This is a genomic window from Hymenobacter terrenus, from assembly GCF_000972495.1.
Lineage (GTDB): Bacteria > Bacteroidota > Bacteroidia > Cytophagales > Hymenobacteraceae > Hymenobacter > Hymenobacter terrenus.
The window spans coordinates 1-15,911 of sequence record NZ_LATM01000016.1 but is presented as its reverse complement, the minus strand read 5'-3'; the positions used below and the strand labels follow the sequence as shown (position 1 = coordinate 15,911).

General features: G+C 57.8%; 16 protein-coding genes and 1 pseudogene. 8 read left to right on the top strand and 9 right to left on the bottom strand.

The features are described 5' to 3' along the window. The first annotated feature begins 24 nt into the window (after positions 1 to 24). Complete coding sequence (locus WX88_RS17440; protein WP_046245687.1) at positions 25 to 564, top strand: vitamin K epoxide reductase family protein; 540 nt, start codon at positions 25 to 27, stop codon at positions 562 to 564. 305 nt (positions 565 to 869) lie between these two features. Here WX88_RS17440 and WX88_RS31815 read toward each other — a convergent pair whose 3' ends face one another. Next, on the bottom strand, positions 870 to 1,004 hold the full coding sequence (locus tag WX88_RS31815; RefSeq protein ID WP_262489848.1) for a hypothetical protein: 135 nt from the start codon (positions 1,002 to 1,004) through the stop codon (positions 870 to 872). A 520-nt stretch (positions 1,005 to 1,524) separates the two neighbouring features. After that, positions 1,525 to 5,079, bottom strand: a complete 3,555-nt coding sequence (locus WX88_RS17430) for a UvrD-helicase domain-containing protein (RefSeq protein ID WP_046245685.1) — start codon at positions 5,077 to 5,079, stop codon at positions 1,525 to 1,527. Between the two features lie 118 nt (positions 5,080 to 5,197). Between WX88_RS17430 and WX88_RS17425 the strand changes: the two genes are divergently transcribed. Then, complete coding sequence (locus tag WX88_RS17425) at positions 5,198 to 5,653, top strand: hypothetical protein (protein ID WP_046245684.1); 456 nt, start codon at positions 5,198 to 5,200, stop codon at positions 5,651 to 5,653. Positions 5,654 to 5,656: 3 nt separating this feature from the next. Here the strand turns inward: WX88_RS17425 and WX88_RS17420 are convergent, their stop codons facing one another. Next, on the bottom strand, positions 5,657 to 6,073 hold the full coding sequence (locus WX88_RS17420; RefSeq protein ID WP_046245683.1) for an acyl-CoA thioesterase: 417 nt from the start codon (positions 6,071 to 6,073) through the stop codon (positions 5,657 to 5,659). A 156-nt stretch (positions 6,074 to 6,229) separates the two neighbouring features. Between WX88_RS17420 and WX88_RS17415 the strand changes: the two genes are divergently transcribed. Both WX88_RS17415 and WX88_RS17410 read left to right on the top strand, forming a co-directional pair. Further along, positions 6,230 to 6,424 carry a cold-shock protein gene (locus tag WX88_RS17415; protein WP_035564390.1) on the top strand — a complete coding sequence of 65 codons (195 nt, stop codon included), beginning with the start codon at positions 6,230 to 6,232 and terminating at the stop codon, positions 6,422 to 6,424. 423 nt (positions 6,425 to 6,847) lie between these two features. Next, positions 6,848 to 8,863, top strand: coding sequence for a DEAD/DEAH box helicase (locus WX88_RS17410; RefSeq protein WP_082116123.1), 2,016 nt, complete (start codon positions 6,848 to 6,850; stop codon positions 8,861 to 8,863). Between the two features lie 176 nt (positions 8,864 to 9,039). Here the strand turns inward: WX88_RS17410 and WX88_RS17405 are convergent, their stop codons facing one another. The 6 genes and pseudogenes from WX88_RS17405 to WX88_RS32135 form a co-directional block, all read right to left on the bottom strand. Beyond that, entirely contained in the window at positions 9,040 to 9,486 is a 447-nt protein-coding gene (locus WX88_RS17405) for a ferritin-like domain-containing protein (RefSeq protein ID WP_046245682.1), read from the bottom strand. Positions 9,487 to 9,609: 123 nt separating this feature from the next. Beyond that, positions 9,610 to 10,902 (bottom strand): BaiN/RdsA family NAD(P)/FAD-dependent oxidoreductase, encoded by a 1,293-nt coding sequence (locus WX88_RS17400; RefSeq protein WP_046245681.1) that lies wholly within the window; start codon positions 10,900 to 10,902, stop codon positions 9,610 to 9,612. A gap of 305 nt (positions 10,903 to 11,207) precedes the next feature. After that, entirely contained in the window at positions 11,208 to 11,732 is a 525-nt protein-coding gene (locus tag WX88_RS30200) for a hypothetical protein (protein WP_156176228.1), read from the bottom strand. A gap of 44 nt (positions 11,733 to 11,776) precedes the next feature. Next, positions 11,777 to 12,346 (bottom strand): hypothetical protein, encoded by a 570-nt coding sequence (locus tag WX88_RS17395; protein ID WP_156176227.1) that lies wholly within the window; start codon positions 12,344 to 12,346, stop codon positions 11,777 to 11,779. A gap of 713 nt (positions 12,347 to 13,059) precedes the next feature. After that, complete coding sequence (locus tag WX88_RS31485; RefSeq protein WP_231590734.1) at positions 13,060 to 13,569, bottom strand: IS5 family transposase; 510 nt, start codon at positions 13,567 to 13,569, stop codon at positions 13,060 to 13,062. Positions 13,570 to 13,618: 49 nt separating this feature from the next. Then, positions 13,619 to 13,858: pseudogene (locus tag WX88_RS32135) on the bottom strand (transposase); the annotation flags it as partial. Between WX88_RS32135 and WX88_RS17375 the strand changes: the two are divergent. From WX88_RS17375 to WX88_RS17365, 4 genes are all read left to right on the top strand, one after another. After that, positions 13,847 to 14,598 (top strand): IS5 family transposase gene (locus WX88_RS17375; protein WP_394331755.1). Its coding sequence is split into 2 segments (ribosomal slippage): positions 13,847 to 14,180 and positions 14,180 to 14,598, totalling 753 coding nucleotides; the frame shifts between segments, so codons are not numbered across the junction. The pseudogene WX88_RS32135 and the gene WX88_RS17375 overlap by 12 nt on opposite strands. Positions 14,599 to 14,649: 51 nt before the next feature. Next, on the top strand, positions 14,650 to 15,096 hold the full coding sequence (locus WX88_RS32130; protein ID WP_394331754.1) for an IS5 family transposase: 447 nt from the start codon (positions 14,650 to 14,652) through the stop codon (positions 15,094 to 15,096). Next, on the top strand, positions 15,026 to 15,406 hold the full coding sequence (locus WX88_RS31475) for an IS5 family transposase (protein WP_052732812.1): 381 nt from the start codon (positions 15,026 to 15,028) through the stop codon (positions 15,404 to 15,406). The genes WX88_RS32130 and WX88_RS31475 overlap by 71 nt, the downstream gene beginning before the upstream one ends. A 43-nt stretch (positions 15,407 to 15,449) precedes the next feature. Then, positions 15,450 to 15,788, top strand: a complete 339-nt coding sequence (locus WX88_RS17365) for a transposase-like zinc-binding domain-containing protein (RefSeq protein WP_046245677.1) — start codon at positions 15,450 to 15,452, stop codon at positions 15,786 to 15,788. Positions 15,789 to 15,911 lie beyond the last annotated feature (123 nt).

Here is a 15,911-nt window from a genome sequence, read left to right as displayed (position 1 = left end):
TAGGACACCTTTCATCTTTCCATTATGCCTACTCCCTCCCCGCAGCAGCTCAGCCAGGAACTGCGCCAGGGCACCTCGCCCGACCTCACCCGCCGCCGCTGGATTCTGGGCTTTTCGTTGCTGGGCACTGCCATGGGGCAAATAGTCAGCCTCTACCAAACCGGCATCGTCAAGCACTTGCCCGACCCACCCCCGCACCGGCTTTTCAATGCTGATAAAGTCGACGCGGCCACTTATGCCTACAAGCGCCTGGCCACGCCCGATGCCCTGCTCATGGTGGTAAGCTACGGCCTGACTGCCGCCCTGGCCGGCGCGGGCGGCCAGCACCGGGCCACCGAAAGCCCGCTGCTCCCCGTCGCGATGGGCGCCAAAGTCTTGGCCGACGCGGCTACCGCCGTCCAGCTGGGCCGCGAAGAGTGGCAGGAGAACAAGGCCCTGTGCGTGTATTGCCAGGTAGCCACCGCCCTCTCCATCGCCTCGGTAGTCCTGGCCGCGCCGGAGGTGCTCAAGGCGGCGAAGAAGCTGTTCGGCTCCCGCGAGCAAGTAGCCGCCGCGGGCGCTTAGCGCTTATCTTGGTAAGGCAACGCAACTGCCAGTCGTGCAGCGGAGGGCATCATGTGAGAAGGGCGCCCAGTTAAAAGAACGTCATGCTGAGCGGAGTCGAAGCATCTCGCTCGGGGAAGTAATCCAATCACAAGAAAAGGATTACTACCACACGCGAGATGCTTCGGCTGCGCTCAGCATGACGTTCTTTTTAACATGACGTTCTTTTCAATTGGGCAGAGCGGCCTTCTCCGCAGCACGTTCTTCTTCGCTGCATGACCGGCTGTTTCCGTCGGGATATTCTTCCGTTAGGTACGCCGGCCAGCCTAATAATTCTCTTTCCGAAAGCCCCAAGTGCGCAGCTCGGCTTCGAAGGTATCCGGAAAATTGGCTTTCAATGCGTACACCACGGCTTGCAGCACCTTGCGCAGCTCTTGCTTGGCGACATCCTTCTGGCCCACCGCCTTGCTGACTTTGCCGACCAGACCATCGGTTTGGCCCAGCAGGACTTCGTACTCGTCGTAGCGGGGTGGCAGAGGCTCCTATCTTCGCCCCACGCGTAGGTAGTCCCCGGCCAGCGGTTGCCCCTAAAAAGGCGAACCCCCGGCGTTCGCGAGACACCGAGGGTTCATGAAGCGGGGTTCTTGGGTAACCCTTACTTCATCTCCAATGAAAAAGGACAGCGCGAAAAAGCTACTTCGCAAGGTCGGTTCGCCGCTCTTGCTGGAGTTCTTGAAAGGTGTGGCAAAAGGCCTGGGCCTGCTGCTCATCTCGCAACTACTCCGGTAGCTTTGGTAAGGGGTTGGGCCGAGTGCCCGGCCCCTTATTTTTTATTGCTGTGCCAAATATACAAGGAGTTGCGAGAAAAAGTTGCGGTGATGGGTGGCACTAGAACAGCGGAAGTAGCTAGGAAATAGCTGCCTCAGCGTGTTATTTTCTACTGGCAGCGCGCCGCAGACGCGCGCCAACAGGGCGCCTAATTCACACCTCCACCACTTCCCCCGACCCGAAATAATAAATAACCCCGCGCACCTCCGCGTACCCCAATTGCTCGAATAGCGTGGCGTAATTCCGCAGCAGGCGCTTGTGTTTTTCCTGCGGCGGGGGCAGCCGGAAGTCGAGCAGCGTGACCCGACCGCCGATGCGGTTGTGCTCTTCGAGTGACGGTTCGAGCACCACGCGGTCGGGCTTGTAGTCGCGCAGTTTCACGCCGCCCACCAGGATTTCGCGCTCCGTTTCCACGCTCAGGTGCGGGGCGAAGTAGGGGGCCAGGCGCGGGTCGGTCACCAGCTTTTCGAGGCTCTCGACCAGCCGGGGCCGCTCACGGGCGCTGAGGATGCCCTCGGCCACGAGCTGGCTCGCCACCCGGCCCACGTCAGTGGCCGCGAGCAGGCGGCGCAGGCCGTAGTGCAGCTTGCGGTCCCACTCGCCTTGGGCCTTTTGCTCATCAAAATCGAACAGCGTATTGGCGTGGCGGCGCAGCTTGAGGCGGTCTTCCCAGGGCGCGGCGGCCAAGTTGGTGAGGGGGTAGCTGTTGGTGCTTGCGGCTTGGTGCTTGGTGCTTGGTGGGGCCGGCGTGCCTTGCGAGATGATGAAAGACACCCGGTCTTCCTGCCATTCGCCACGGCCCAGCAGGTAGCCGTGCAGCAGGTCGGCCACGTTGCGGGCCACGGTGGCGGGGGCCGTCGCCTCGGTCTCCTCCGTTGCCTTAGCGCTTTTCTTATCCTCCGGCCGCTTGCTGATGATGTAGAGCCGGTGGCGCGGCCGGGTAAAGGCCACGTACAGCGTATTCAGCCCTTCGAGGAAGGTTTTTTCGCGCTCCTCGTCGTACTGCGCCGCCAGCGCCGTCTGCTGCAAGCCCTTGCTGAGGCTGACCACCGCCACCTCCGGCATGGCTTCCAAGGGCTTCTGCGCCTCCTCTAAGTGGCCCCACAGCAGCGTGCCGCGGTGTGGTTCCAGGCTCCAGTCCGCGAAGGGCACTATCACTACCCCATACGCCAAGCCCTTGGCCTTGTGCACCGTGGTGATGGTGATGGCCTCCCGCCCGCCCGGTGCGTTGATGCTGATGCGCCCCTTGCGCTCCTCCCAGTGCGTAAGAAAATTGCCCAGGTTGTTGCCGAATTTCAGGCTGTACTCCAACGTCAAATCCAGGAAGCGAAACAGGTAGTCGCTCTCCCCGTTGCGCCCCAGCAGGCCAAACAGGTTCAGCAGCCGCTCGGCCAGCTCGTAGAGGCCCAGATTGCCGGTTTCCTCCTCGCGTACGTCGTAGCCCAGGCGCCGCAGCTCATCAAAAAAGGCCGTGCCGCCCGCCTCATTGGCTATTTCGGCAATGTGCCGGGCGCGGGCCGGGGTGGGGGCCAGCCCACGCACCACCTTGTCCACGAGCAGCAGCGCCTCGGCCCTAGCCAGTGTATCGAGGGGCTGGTGCAACACCCGCAGGATGCTCACGAGCAGGTTCACCACCTCCGCAAACTCCAGCGCCAGCGAGTCGGCCGAGATAATAGCGTACCCCCGCTCTTTCAGGAACTTGGCAATGATTTTACTGGCGTAGCGCGTGCGGCACAGCACCGCGATGTCGGCCAGCGCGTAGCCGTCGCGCAGGGCCTGCTCCACCAATTGCAGCGTGAGGTAGCAGGTGCTTTCGTCGTAGGTCAGCAGCGCGTCGGGCGCGTGGCCGGGCAGCGTCTTGGTGGTATAGGTGCCCGCCATCGCGTCGTAGCGCAGGGCAGGCGCATCTTTTTGAGTAAAGAGGAGTTCGACGTGGCCGCTAACGGTCGCCTCACCCCCCCGGCCCCCCTCTCCGGTGGAGAGGGGGGAGCCTGACGATTTCGGCTTTGCGTCGTTAAGTTCCCCCTCTCCACCGGAGAGGGGGCCGGGGGGTGAGGCGCTGGCCAGAACGGCCCCCGGCACCTCTTGCCCAAACTGGTCGTCATAAATGCCGCCCACCAGGTCCAGCGCCGCGTGCCGGCTGCTCACCGCCTCAAAGAAGGAGTTGTTGAAATCGACAATCTCCCGCGCCGACCGGTAGTTCACCTGCAAGGCCTTCGCCTCCAGCGCCGGGTCGAGGGTTTCGTAGCGCAGCCGCAGTAGCTCGCGCATCTCGGGTTCACGGGCCCGCGCCACTAGGGCCGCCGTGTCGCCCTGGTGCAGGCGCAGAATCTGCTCCATCTCGCCCCCGCGCCAGCGGTAAATGGCCTGCTTGGCATCGCCCACCGCCAGGCTTGAGTGTCCGTTGGCCAGCGTATTTTCCACCAGCGGCAGCAGATTATTCCATTGCAGCACCGACGTATCCTGAAATTCGTCGATCAGAATATGCTCGTACCGCTCGCCCAGCCGCTCGTACAAAAACGGCACCGGCTCCGTGAGCACAATGCTGGCAATGCGCCGGTTAAACTCCGAAATCAGCACCACATTCCGCTCCTGGCTAATTTGCTCCACCAGCTTATTTAATTCACTCAGCAGCGAGGCATGAAATAAATACGGTTGCATCGCCGCCAGCAATAAATAATCCGGCAAATACGCGGCGCGTAATTTATCCAGCGCCTCCACCACGCCGCGCAACGGCTCTTTCACCGCATCAATGCGCGCCTTATCGGCGGCCGTTTTTATTTTGCCGCTATACCATTTATCCTCGGCCAGCGTGGCCTGCACATAGCTATTCGGCCCGGCATCGGGAGCTAGTAAATCAACGCCTTTCTGCACGTAGCCAAAAATGCCGCGCTTGCCCTGAAAGAAGTCTGCTTCCGTCGCCGCGTTTTCCGCCAGCACCGCTACCGCCACCTCCTTGGTTTGGGCAAATGCCGCCTCAATTTCCGTGCGCTTCGCCTGAATCTGCTTGTCCAGCCGCCGGAAATCGGCCAGGGTCAGCTTGCCTAGCTGCGCCACCGCCTCCTGCACCGTCTCATTAAACAGCACCCTGCCAAAGCCCGCCAGCTCCTCGGGTAGCCGGCTCCAGCTCTTGCCTTCCTCGGCCTGCCCCAGCGCATATTCCGCCAGCGTCTGCGACAGGAGCCGGCTGTTCGGGTCGCGGTTCACCTTATCCAGCAGCCCGGCCACGGCACTTTGCAGCACCGCATCCGTATCCAGTTCCACCTCAAAAGTGGCCGGCAAGCCCAGTTCCCGCGTAAATGCCGTCACAATCCGCTGTACAAACGAGTCAATCGTACTCACCCCAAAGTCGGCATAATGGTACAGCACCAGCCGAAAGGTGGCCGCCGCCCGCCGCTGTACTTCCCGCTGCTGCTCCTCGGCCGTGCGGGCGTGCGGCGGTAGTTTCCCGCTCTTGCCTAGCTCGGCCGCCACGTCCGCCAGCAGCCCGTCCACTTTGCCACTCTCCGGGTAGGCAAACCGCCGCAGCGCCCCCACAATCCGCTCCTTCATTTCCCCCGCCGCATCATTGGTAAATGTGATGGCGAGGATGCGCTTGAAATAAGCCGGGTCATCAGCGCCGAGTGCCAGCAGTAAGTATTCTTTGGTTAATTGGTACGTCTTGCCCGAGCCGGCCGAAGAGGAGTAGATGCGAAAGGAGGGAGGCATGTATGTTTAGTAAAAAATCGCTGCCTTCGATAGAAAGGGAAGACGATACATTTTTGTAATCGTGCTAACGAATTTGATTGCAAAACTTTCGTTTTCGAATAACAGTCAGAATTAAACTATGAAAACCGGATACTTTCCAAACGAAGAGCGAGCCAATAGTGCAAATTATACGGTTCTGTCAATCAGCAAAATGTTTGACAAAAGCATTCTAAAAGGACAGCAGGACACACCTCTTACCAGTCAGGATATTGAGACAATCGACCAGCTTATTCACCATGCTGTCGAAACTTATAATGCAGCTCAAATGGCGAGATATAAAGCATGGATTGAGAAAAATCAAAACGTAAATACAGACAGATTTTTAATCGACTTGGCAAAATATAGACGACAATATTTCTGTGCGGCCAATGATGAGGGAGAGAAAGAGGTTTGGGTAAATTGTTTTTGCGATGAGCCGAAATGGTGGCGAACCGGCCTTGTATTTGTCCTTGATGGAGGCAAATGCTACTTCCAACTGGCAATTAATCTTCATACCAAAAAGGTATTAAGCTTTGCAACAAATGGAGAAGCATAGATGCTACTTAGCTCTCTTTGTTAACCAACTCACCATCTCCGCCGTCACCCGCACCGGCCGCCCATTCTTCGGGTCAAGCAATACCCACGTCGTTTCCGCCTCACACAGCACTACATTATCACTCAAGCGCATGATGCGGGTGAAACGTTGCGAGGTAGCCCCGCTGGTTTCGCCTACCCAGGTAGCCGCCCGCAATAGCTCATCCGCAAAGGCTGGCTGCTGGTAACGAATGCGGTGTTCGCGCACCACCCAGATATATTTATCGCGCGCCGCCGCTGGGCAAATTGCCAGCCAATGTGCCCCTGCTACATCTTGCACCCAGCGCACATATTCCACATTATTAGCGTGGCCTAGCGCATCAATAGCACTTTCCGGTACTTTAAATTCATGGGAGAAAGAATTGGCGGGAAGGTCAGCCATGGGTACTCAACAATAGATGAGCGGGCAAAGGTCGACATCTACTGAAAAAAATATCTATCGACTTGGTGGTTTGAAAATTGTGCCTATCTTTGACGCAACCTAAGCAATCAAGCCACGGTGGCCCAAAAGCTTAGGGAAACTCCACAACCAACCACCATGCCCACCGGAACGGTAAAATTCTTTAATGAGACCAAAGGCTTTGGTTTCATCAAAAACGACGAAACTGGCGAAGACATTTTCGTACACATCAGCGACCTGCAAGTAAGCTCGATTCGCGAAAACGACAAAGTTCAATTTGAAGTAGCCCAAGGCAAAAAAGGCCCGAACGCTGTAAAAGTATCGCTGGTTTAGTCCTGCCTTAGCTTTGTAATAAGAAAGCCCGCTTTTGGCGGGCTTTTTTTTGTGCCGCTTGGGCGAGTGAGTTTGAGCGATAGAAAAGAAAGTCCTGCTGAGCGGAGCCGAAGCATCTCGCTCGCGCAAGTAATTCCAATCACAAGAAAAGGATTACTGCTGCACGCGAGATGCTTCGGCTCCGCTCAGCAGGACTTTCTTTTTGTATTACTTTAGCTTTTTTCAAATAAAACCCGTTCCTTTGCACCCGCATTTGAGGACGGCCTGAGTCCGCGCAAGCCTGAGAGAGGCGATAACGCATTGGTCGCGTAGTTTTTTGGTTGTTTTTTCCCACCTGATTGTGAACGGTAGAAGGAGGGGAAACGTCGCTGAGTACGGCTGTTTTCGGAGCGAAGTCTCTTATCCTTTACTATTTCCACATTCATGGAAGCTGAAAAAAAAGTAGTTCGTTTTGACGAACTGAACCTCTCCGAGGAAGTACAACGCGCCATCACCGAGATGGGCTACGAGGAAGCCTCGGCCATTCAGGCTGCCGCTATTCCCACGCTGCTCGCCGGGCACGACGTTATCGGCCAAGCCCAAACGGGCACTGGCAAAACCGCCGCTTTCTCCATTCCCGCCATCGAAGGCGTGAACCCCGACAGCCGCGATGTGCAAGTATTAGTGCTGTGTCCCACCCGCGAGCTCGCGGTGCAGGTTTCGGGCGAAATCCAGAAGCTGGGCAAATACAAGCGCGGTCTGATGGTGGTGCCAATTTACGGAGGCAGCCCCTACGACCGTCAGCTCCGTGCTTTGGAGCGGGGCGTGCAGATTGTAATTGGCACTCCCGGCCGGGTGATGGACCACATCGAGCGTGGTACCCTGAAGCTGGATAATACCACCAAAATCATCTTGGATGAAGCCGACGAAATGCTCGACATGGGCTTCCGCGACGACATCGAGTTCATTCTGACCAAGATGCCCAAGGAGCGCCAGACGGTGTTTTTCTCGGCCACGATGAGCAAGCCCATCATGGAGCTCACCAAGAAATATCAGCGCGAGCCGCAGATTGTAAAGGTGAACCATCAGACCATGACGGTGACCAACATCGAGCAGAGCTACTACGAGGTGCGTGGTCCCCAGAAAAAGGACGTGCTGACCCGCTTGCTCGACATGTACAACCTGAAATCGACCATTGTTTTTGCGAACACCAAGCGCATGGTGGACGAAATTGTGGCCGATTTGCAAGCCAAGGGCTATTTTGCCGAAGGGCTGCACGGTGACATGGGCCAGCAGCAGCGCCAAAATACGCTGGATAAATTCCGTAAATCAACCCTCGAAGTACTGGTTGCTACCGACGTTGCCGCCCGCGGCATCGACGTAGACAACGTGGAAGCCGTGGTGAACTACGACTTGCCCGCTGACGAAGAATACTACGTGCACCGCATCGGCCGGACGGGCCGCGCGGGCAAGTCGGGCAAGGCCTTTACGTTTGTGAGCGGCCGCGATATCTACAAGCTGCGTGACATCATGCGCTTCACCAAGGCCCAGATTAAATTGGAGCAGGTGCCGTCGTTTGCCGATGTTTCGGAAGTGAAGACTACGCTGTTCCTGAATCAAATCAAGGAAATTATCGAGAAAGGTAACCTTGATAAGTATGTAGGCCGCGTGCAGCGCTTGCTCGACCAAGGTGACGAAATCACCTCGCTTGATATCGCTGCCGCGCTGCTCAAAATGACGATGAAGGAGGAAAAGAGTGCCCAGCAGAGCCTCGACGCCAGCAAGGCGGCTGGTACTGCCCGGCCCGGCTTCACCCGCCTGTTTGTAACGATGGGCAAGAAAGACCGGATTCACCCCCGCGATATCGTGGATTTGATTTCAGAATCGACCAACCTAACCGGCGCTAAAGTTGGCGACATTGCTCTCTACGACAAGTTCAGCTTCGTGGAAGTACCGTCGGACTACGCCGATGAAATTGTGAGCAAACTGGGCCGTACCAGCATTCAGGGCACACCGGTCAGCTTCAGCGTTGCAACGCCCGTGCAGGAAGGTGCGGCCAAGGAAGAAGGCTTCAGCCGCAGCGGCGGTGGGCCTGGTGGGTTCGGCGGCGACCGGGAGCGGCGTCCCTTCAGCGGTGGCGAGCGCCGGGAAGGTGGTTTTGGCGGTGGCTACAAGGGTGGCAACCGCGGAGGCAGTAGCTACGGCGGTGGCGAGCGCCGCGAGGGCGGCTACGGTGGGGGCTATAAAGGCAACCGTGACGGTGGCAGCGGCTACGGCAACAAGCCTAGCTATGGTAATCGCGAAGGTGGCAGTGGCTACGGCAACAAGCCCAGCTATGGCAACCGAGGCAGCTATGGCGATAAGCCAAGCTACGGGAATAAGCCGAGCTACGGCGCCCCGCGCGAGTATGAAACGCCACGCACTCCTCGGGCACCCCGCAACGAAAGCTTTGACGAATAGGACCGCAGATTGAACGGATTGGGACAGATTTTTTGTGGTTCCAGTCGTTTGAATGAGTTGAAAACCTAGGCTAAGCAAAAAGCCCCCTCAAGTAATTGAGGGGACTTTTTTATTGCGAAAATGCTTAAACGATTGGAACCACAAAAAATCTGTCCCAATCCGTTCAATCTGCGGTCTTATTTACTCGAATCGCGCAACGACCGGATGGTATTGTGAGCTTCCTGCACACCTTGGTACTGCTTTTCAATTACAGACTTAAGGTTGCTTGGCAGGTCCTGAGCCTTTAAAGCAGTTTGATAGGCTTTCACGGCATAGTCTTCGCCTCGCTCGCACTCGTTGAGGACAGCTTTATTGTCTTTGCTGGTCAGGGCCGATTTTAGGTCAATCCAAGCGCGGTGTACGGTGCCGGTTATCGAAGAACTTTCGTCGGGCTTAAGGTCCAGCTTGAACATCTGGTCCTCGATTTCAGTGATGAAGTTGGCGCGCTGCGCTGCGTATTTTTTGAAAGTATCCTTTAGCGTGGTATCCTCAACGTCGGTCATGGCGTCGGCATAACCTTTTTGGCCGTCCTTCAGGGTTTCAACCAGTTCGTTGAGCAGGGCAGTGGTGGCTTTGGCTTCCATTGGGAATGGGTAATTAAGTAAGGAGAATAATATAGTCTTTTACTGACTCAACCATGGGAAGGTTACAGCCGCTCCGCTGAATTAGAATGGAGGAAAGAGAATAAAAAAACTGACTTTTGAAGCTTAAAAGCTGGTCTTTTCTATTCTTGTTGCTTCGTTACTTAGTGCCATCGCCCGGCCAGCCAGAAAGCCAGTAGTCCAAGCCGCCTGAAAGTTGAATCCGCCAGTGATGCCATCAATATCAAGCACTTCGCCAGCAAAATATAAGCCGGGTACGCGGCGGCTCTGCATGGTTTTTAAATCAACTTCATCGAGGGAAATACCGCCGCAGGTCACGAACTCTTCCTTGTAAGTGGTTTTGCCGCGCACAGCCAGTGGAGTACGCAGCAATACTTCCAACAGCCGGTTTTGAGCCTTGGCGGGCAGGTCGCTCCAGCGCGTCTCCGGGGCGATGCCAGCTTGCTCGGTCAGGTTACGCCAGAGGCGCTGAGGCAGGCCAAATTGCGGGTTAGAAGTCACCGTTTTCTTGCCGTTTTCCTGCCGAAACTGTTGCAGCCAGGGCCGTAGGGTTTCTTCGGTGAAGGCGGGAACCCAGTTGATGAGTGCCGTGCCTACGTAACCCAACTCGCTGAGTCGGCGGGCGCCCCAGGCCGAAAGCTTGAGCACGGCCGGGCCACTCACGCCCCAATGAGTGACGAGTAGCGGGCCTTCGTACTGAAGTTTTTCGCCGGCCAGTACCACGCGGGCGTGGGGTACGCTCACTCCCATCAGCTCGCTCAAAGGCGAGTTAGGTACATTGAAGGTAAAAAGCGAAGGCACTGGCTCGGCAATGGTATGGCCCAGCGTGCGCAGCCAGTCATAGTTGGCGCTTTTGGGGTTGCCGCCGGTGGCTACCAGCAGGCGGGTTGCCCGGAGAGTAGTGCCGTGCCGGGCAGTGCCGCTGCCGCCCAGACGCAGCTGAAAACTGCCATTGGGTAGGGGCCGAATTTCGTCCACGCTCGTGTTGGTGAGAATGCGGACGCCAGCCTGGTGGGCAGCGTCTTCCAGGGCTCGGGCAATGGTTTCGCTGGAATCAGTGATGGGGAACATGCGGCCGTCGGCCTCAGCCTTCAATTGCACGCCGCGCTTAGCAAACCAGGCAGTGGTTTCGGCGACGCCAAATTGCTGAAAGGCTGCTTTCAGTTGCTTACTGCCGCGTGGGTAGTGCGCCACCAACTGCGCCGGCGTGTCGCAGGCATGGGTCACGTTGCAGCGCCCGCCGCCTGAAATCCGCACTTTGCTGAGCAACTTGCCCGTTTTCTCTAGTAAGAGAACTTGAATTGTCGGATTGGTTTCGGCGCAGGCAATGGCGCCAAAAAAACCAGCCGCGCCGCCGCCGAGCACGGCCACCACTGGTTGAGCTACATCATTATTCACTCACTAAAGATACGACCCTGCCGCGGGTGCTGGCTGACCGGGGAGGTATAAAGCTGGCCAGCCTGTTTGTGAGGCCATGGCTGGCGCTCGGTCAGGGGGAGCCAGATGCTCAGTGTCTACGTCGAAAAGCAGAAGTATTTGCGTCCCTTCTCCGTGTCAGCACGATAAAATGTTCGAGCACCAAGCCGAGCGCGAAGGGAACACTAATCGTAGGGGTCGTGGGGCCATGTGTCAATTGAGTCGTGCTCGAGCCTAGTCAGCTGCGGTACTTTTAATAAATACCAGCTTCCTGCCTCTTTCTTTCGTTAAGGTTCGACAGGAAATTCAACCGGCGGATTAGGTGTAATCAAAAGACCATGATACTGACCTGCTTTTTCGCCTTCTTGAGGTTTGATAACATAGGTAGTATCTTGGTGACGAAGATTGCCAATGGGTTCCAAATAGCTATACGCAGTTGTATCGTGGTTTATAGTAGCAAGAGAAATATTATCAATCTGATTGGTTCTAACAAAATAGTTTATAGTTAACCGTAATCCTTTTTTGTCATAGACCAAGCTTCGCTCTGTGTCTGTGACGTTGGCTTGCAGTTCGTCATTTGGTGGACCTAGCTTTTTTTTAACCTCTAACATAGAAAGTCGCAGCAGCGAGGGCACATCGAATACCACGGTGCTATTTGCCTTCTGTGAAATAAGGTTAGATGTATAGGTTTGAGGAGTGGGTTTAGCAGTGTCTTTTGCTACTTGTGCCGAAGACTCTTTATCCCGACAACCGCACAATGTACAGGCGGCAACAGCAAGTAATTTTATATTTTTCATAAAAGCGTGCTTCATTTTCGTTTTGTTGGTGAGTAATTCAGCGTGCAACAAAGCAGGGTCTAAAAACGAAGTTGTGTGAGTACGTATTTCTTTCCGGTTGCTTGGCTAGTACCTTCATAGAAACCCGTAGCAGGGTTGTAATAAAGGCGGTTTAACGCAGAAGTCCCTCGGTCTTTGCCGCTATTGGTCGTGCCTACATCGAAAAACCGATAATACTTGCCCTTGCTGTCCACTCCCGTGCCGACGATGGCAACAAAATGGTCGATGGTCCCATCGTTAATTTCCCGGTAACGAGTGACACCATCATCGCCTTTACTGGAAAATAGCATACTAAGTGTATGGCTGACGCCCACCATGACGGGTTTGTGCTCGTCCATATATTGGTCTAACTTAGCTATTCCTTCAGTTGCTCGCTGACTGTTTTTCGCTGGCATGTAGTAATCATGAACCTTATAGCCGTGCTTCCATATGTTACTTTTGTGTTCGGTTACTAGGTCGTAGCGGTTCGTAGGTTGAGTGCCTTTGCCATAAAATGTTCTCATCATCGCGTAAACGGTCGCGCAACAAAGCGCCCAGCCTACCTTTTTACTTCCGGTTGGATTTTGCGATTTCCAAAAGCTATTAGGCATGAAGCAGTCGCTGCCGGGGGGCTTGGCATCAGTGCTTTCTAAGCGGGGGATGAGGAAAGACGGCAGGTAGTAATTCTTCAGTTGTTGGTTAGCTTGAGCCAGCAGCCGTGCCTGTAACTGTGCCCGCGCCTTTGCTTCCTGGCGGCGGCGGGCCTGCTCGGCTGGGCTCAGGAACGGGGTGGGATATCCGGCTTGTTTCGGCGTCCTGCCATGCCCGAGCGCGGAACAGCTGCTGCTGCAGGCGCTGAGCTGCGACGGGCAACTGGTAAAACCGCGCGATGTCCGGGCTGACCGGGGCTGGCAGCCGCCGGCGGAGGATGTCTACCGAGACGGTGCGGGAGCGGCCCACACCCAGGTGCGCGGCCATAAACCGCCCACTAACGGGCCGGGACTTCTGAAAATGCCTGAGCTATACAGCAAGCTGGTGGGCGGCCCGATGTGGGCGCAGGCCTCCCCGGCACGCCCACATCCCCAGCTTCCTGCATTTGGATAAGCTACCTCATCTGGGCAGTGCTAAAGGCGGGGGCGTAGAGAGCCTTAGTAGACTGATTGACCTCAGCTAACAGGCGCTGAGCCAGGCGCTCGCGGGCTAATACGGCAGCGCGGGCGCGCTGCTGGTCGGCGGGCGTGCGGAAGGGAATGGGGTAGTGGGCCTGCTAGGGGGTGAACGTCTGTCGGTCGTGGGCGGCGAGCTGCTGGTAAAACGGTGCTTTTTACCAGCCCCAACCTTGACCTAAAGTGTGTGGACAGTAGCGCATCCAGTCGATTGCAGCGAGTAAGTGAGCCACGGCTAAAAAGGAAATGGCTGTCTTTTGGTACCGGGTGGCGAAGCCCCGTGCTTCTTTCAGCCGGCCGAAGAAGCGTTCCACTTTGTTGCGGTCAGCGTAGCGGTTTGCGTCGTAGGCACGCTGTTGCTTGCGCGAAACCTTGGGTGGAATCACTGGCTCGGCCTCGGTTAGGGCCACGGCGGCAAGCACCGCGTTGGTATCGTCGGCGCTGTCGGCCACGACTGCTCCCGGCGCGGCAGCTAGTAAGCCCGGCAATTGCGGGCTGTCTGCGTGTTGGCCTAGCGGGAGTGCCAGGCGCAGGCCGTTGCCCAACGCATCGACAAGGGCATGCACCTTGGTGGTCAAGCAGCCGCGGGAGCGGCCGATGGCTTCGGCGGCTGCAGTGCTTTTTTTGCCCAGCAGCGGCCTTGTGCGCTTTGACGGCGGTCGAGTCAACCAGCACCCAGGCGTAGTCCGGTTCTTGCACGGCCTGAAAGAGCGTTTCCCACACACCCGCCAGTGCCCAGCGGCGGAAGCGCCGCGCCACCGTGTTCCACGGCCCAACCCATTCGGGCAAGTCGCGCCAAGCACAACCAGTGCGCACGCGGTAGAGCACCGCGTTGATGAACGGCCGATTGTCGCGGCCGTTGCCCAGCCGTCCACGCGTGTGCGGTTCCACCAGTTGCCATTCTCGTTCGCTTAGGGTGTGTGGACAATCGGCGACCTTTGGGTTGTGCGACGTTATGAACTCAAAGATGCGGATTGGGCGCGCTTAGCGCCGTTGTTGCCGGGCAAAGTCGAGGACGCGGGTCGTTCAGCCGCCGATAACCGGCTGTTTGTCAATGCTGTACTCTGGATTGCCCGCAGCGGGGCGCCGTGGCGCGATTTACCCGAACGGTTCGGGCCGTGGCATTCGGTTTATCGGCGCTTCCGGCGCTGGGCGCAGCAAGGCGTGTGGCAGCGCGTGTTCGAGGCCGTGCAGGACCCGGACCTGGACTGGGCCATGCTCGACTCGACCAGCGTGCGGGCGCACCAGCACGCAGCCGGGCAAAAAAAAGCAACGCCCCGGCCGAAGCCCTCGGCCGTTCCCGCGGGGGCTTCACCAGCAAGCTCCACGCCGTCGTAGACGCGCTGGGCAACCCGTTGCGCCTGGCCCTGACGCCGGGCCAGCAGGCCGATTGCACCGTGGCCGCCGACTTGTTGGCCGGCTTGGCGGTGAGCGCCGTGCTGGCCGATAAAGCCTACGATACCAACGCCGTTGTGGCGCACATTAGCCAGGCCGGGGCCGCGGTGGTCGTGCCCAGTAAACGCAGCCGGCGCACACCCCGCGAACTGGACCGCAACCTGTACGCCGACCGCAACAAAGTGGAACGCTTCTTTAACCGCCTCAAGCAGTACCGCCGATTGGCCACCCGCCACGACAAAACCGCTGCTTCGTTTCTGGCTTTCGCGCAATGCGCCGCTACTTTCGTCTGGCTACTCTGATTGTCAACACTCCCTAGGGTGTGTGGACAGTCTGGGGGCTAAATTGGGGCCATGCGCCGCCACGAATTAAGCGAGAGAGAATGGAAGTTAGTCGAACCGCACACGCTGGGCCGCCCCGGCACGGGTGGGGGCACAGGCCGTAATAATCGGTTGTTTGTCAATGCGGTTTTGTATCGGGTACGCACGGGCGTCTCCTGGCGTGACCTGCCCGAGCGGTTTGGCGCCTGGAACACGGTGGCCCGGCGCTTTCGCCGCTGGGCCCAGGCCGGCGTGTGGGAAACGCTCTTTCAGGCCGTGCAGGAGCCCGATTACGCCTGGGTGCTCGTCGATTCGACCACGGTCAAGGCCCACAAAGCGGCCGTCGGGCAAAAAAAGTACGCCCGCAGCCGAAGCCTTAGGCCGCCGCCGGGGCGGGTGTTCCACCAAGTTGCACGCGGTGGTCGATGCCCTGGGCAATGGGCTGCACTTGGTGCTGACCCCGGGCCAGCAAGCCGATAGCCTGCAACTGCCGGCCTTGCTGCAGGCCTTGCCTGAAGCCCCGGGAGCCGTCGTGGCGGACAAGGCCTACGACACCAACAACGTGTTGGCAGCCATTGCTAATCGAAACGCCGAGTCCGTGATTCCACCCAAGAAAAACCGCCTCGACCAACGGGCCTACTATGAAAACCTCTACGCCGACCGCAACAAGGTCGAACGCTTCTTCGGCCGGCTCAAGGAAGCCCGCGGATTTGCTACGCGCTACGAAAAAACCGCGACTTCTTTTCTGGCCCTCGCCCACCTGCTCGCCGCCATCGATTGGATGCGCTGAATGTCCACACACCCTAAGTGGATGTGATTACCGTAAGAAGGGAATGATAGTCACAACTCAGTTATGCGGACGGTGCGCCAGTGAGCAGGTACGCAAGAACGGCAGCAGCAACGGGCGGGCCAAGTACCAGTGCACCGCGTGCGGGTACCAGGGCTACTTGCGCCCGGCGGGCCCGGAACGGGCCGCACGCTACGCCCAGGTGGAAAAGCTCCTGGTCGAGCGCAACTCGCAGCGCAGCATCGTGCGGGCCACCGGCGTTTCGCGCATGACGGTGGCCAAGCTGGCAAAAAAAACGCAAGCGGCCAGCCCCCCGCTGCCGCGCTTGCGGCCGAAAAAGGCCCAACGTCGCACCTGGGAGGCGCTTGAACTCGATGAGATGTAGACGTTCGTGGGCCGGCGCGTCGTGGCCTGGGTCACGGGCCGGCGTGACGCGGCCACGGCCCGGCGCTTGTGGCAGGCCTTGCCCAAGCGCTACCGTCGCCATTGCTGGTACTTCACCGACCTG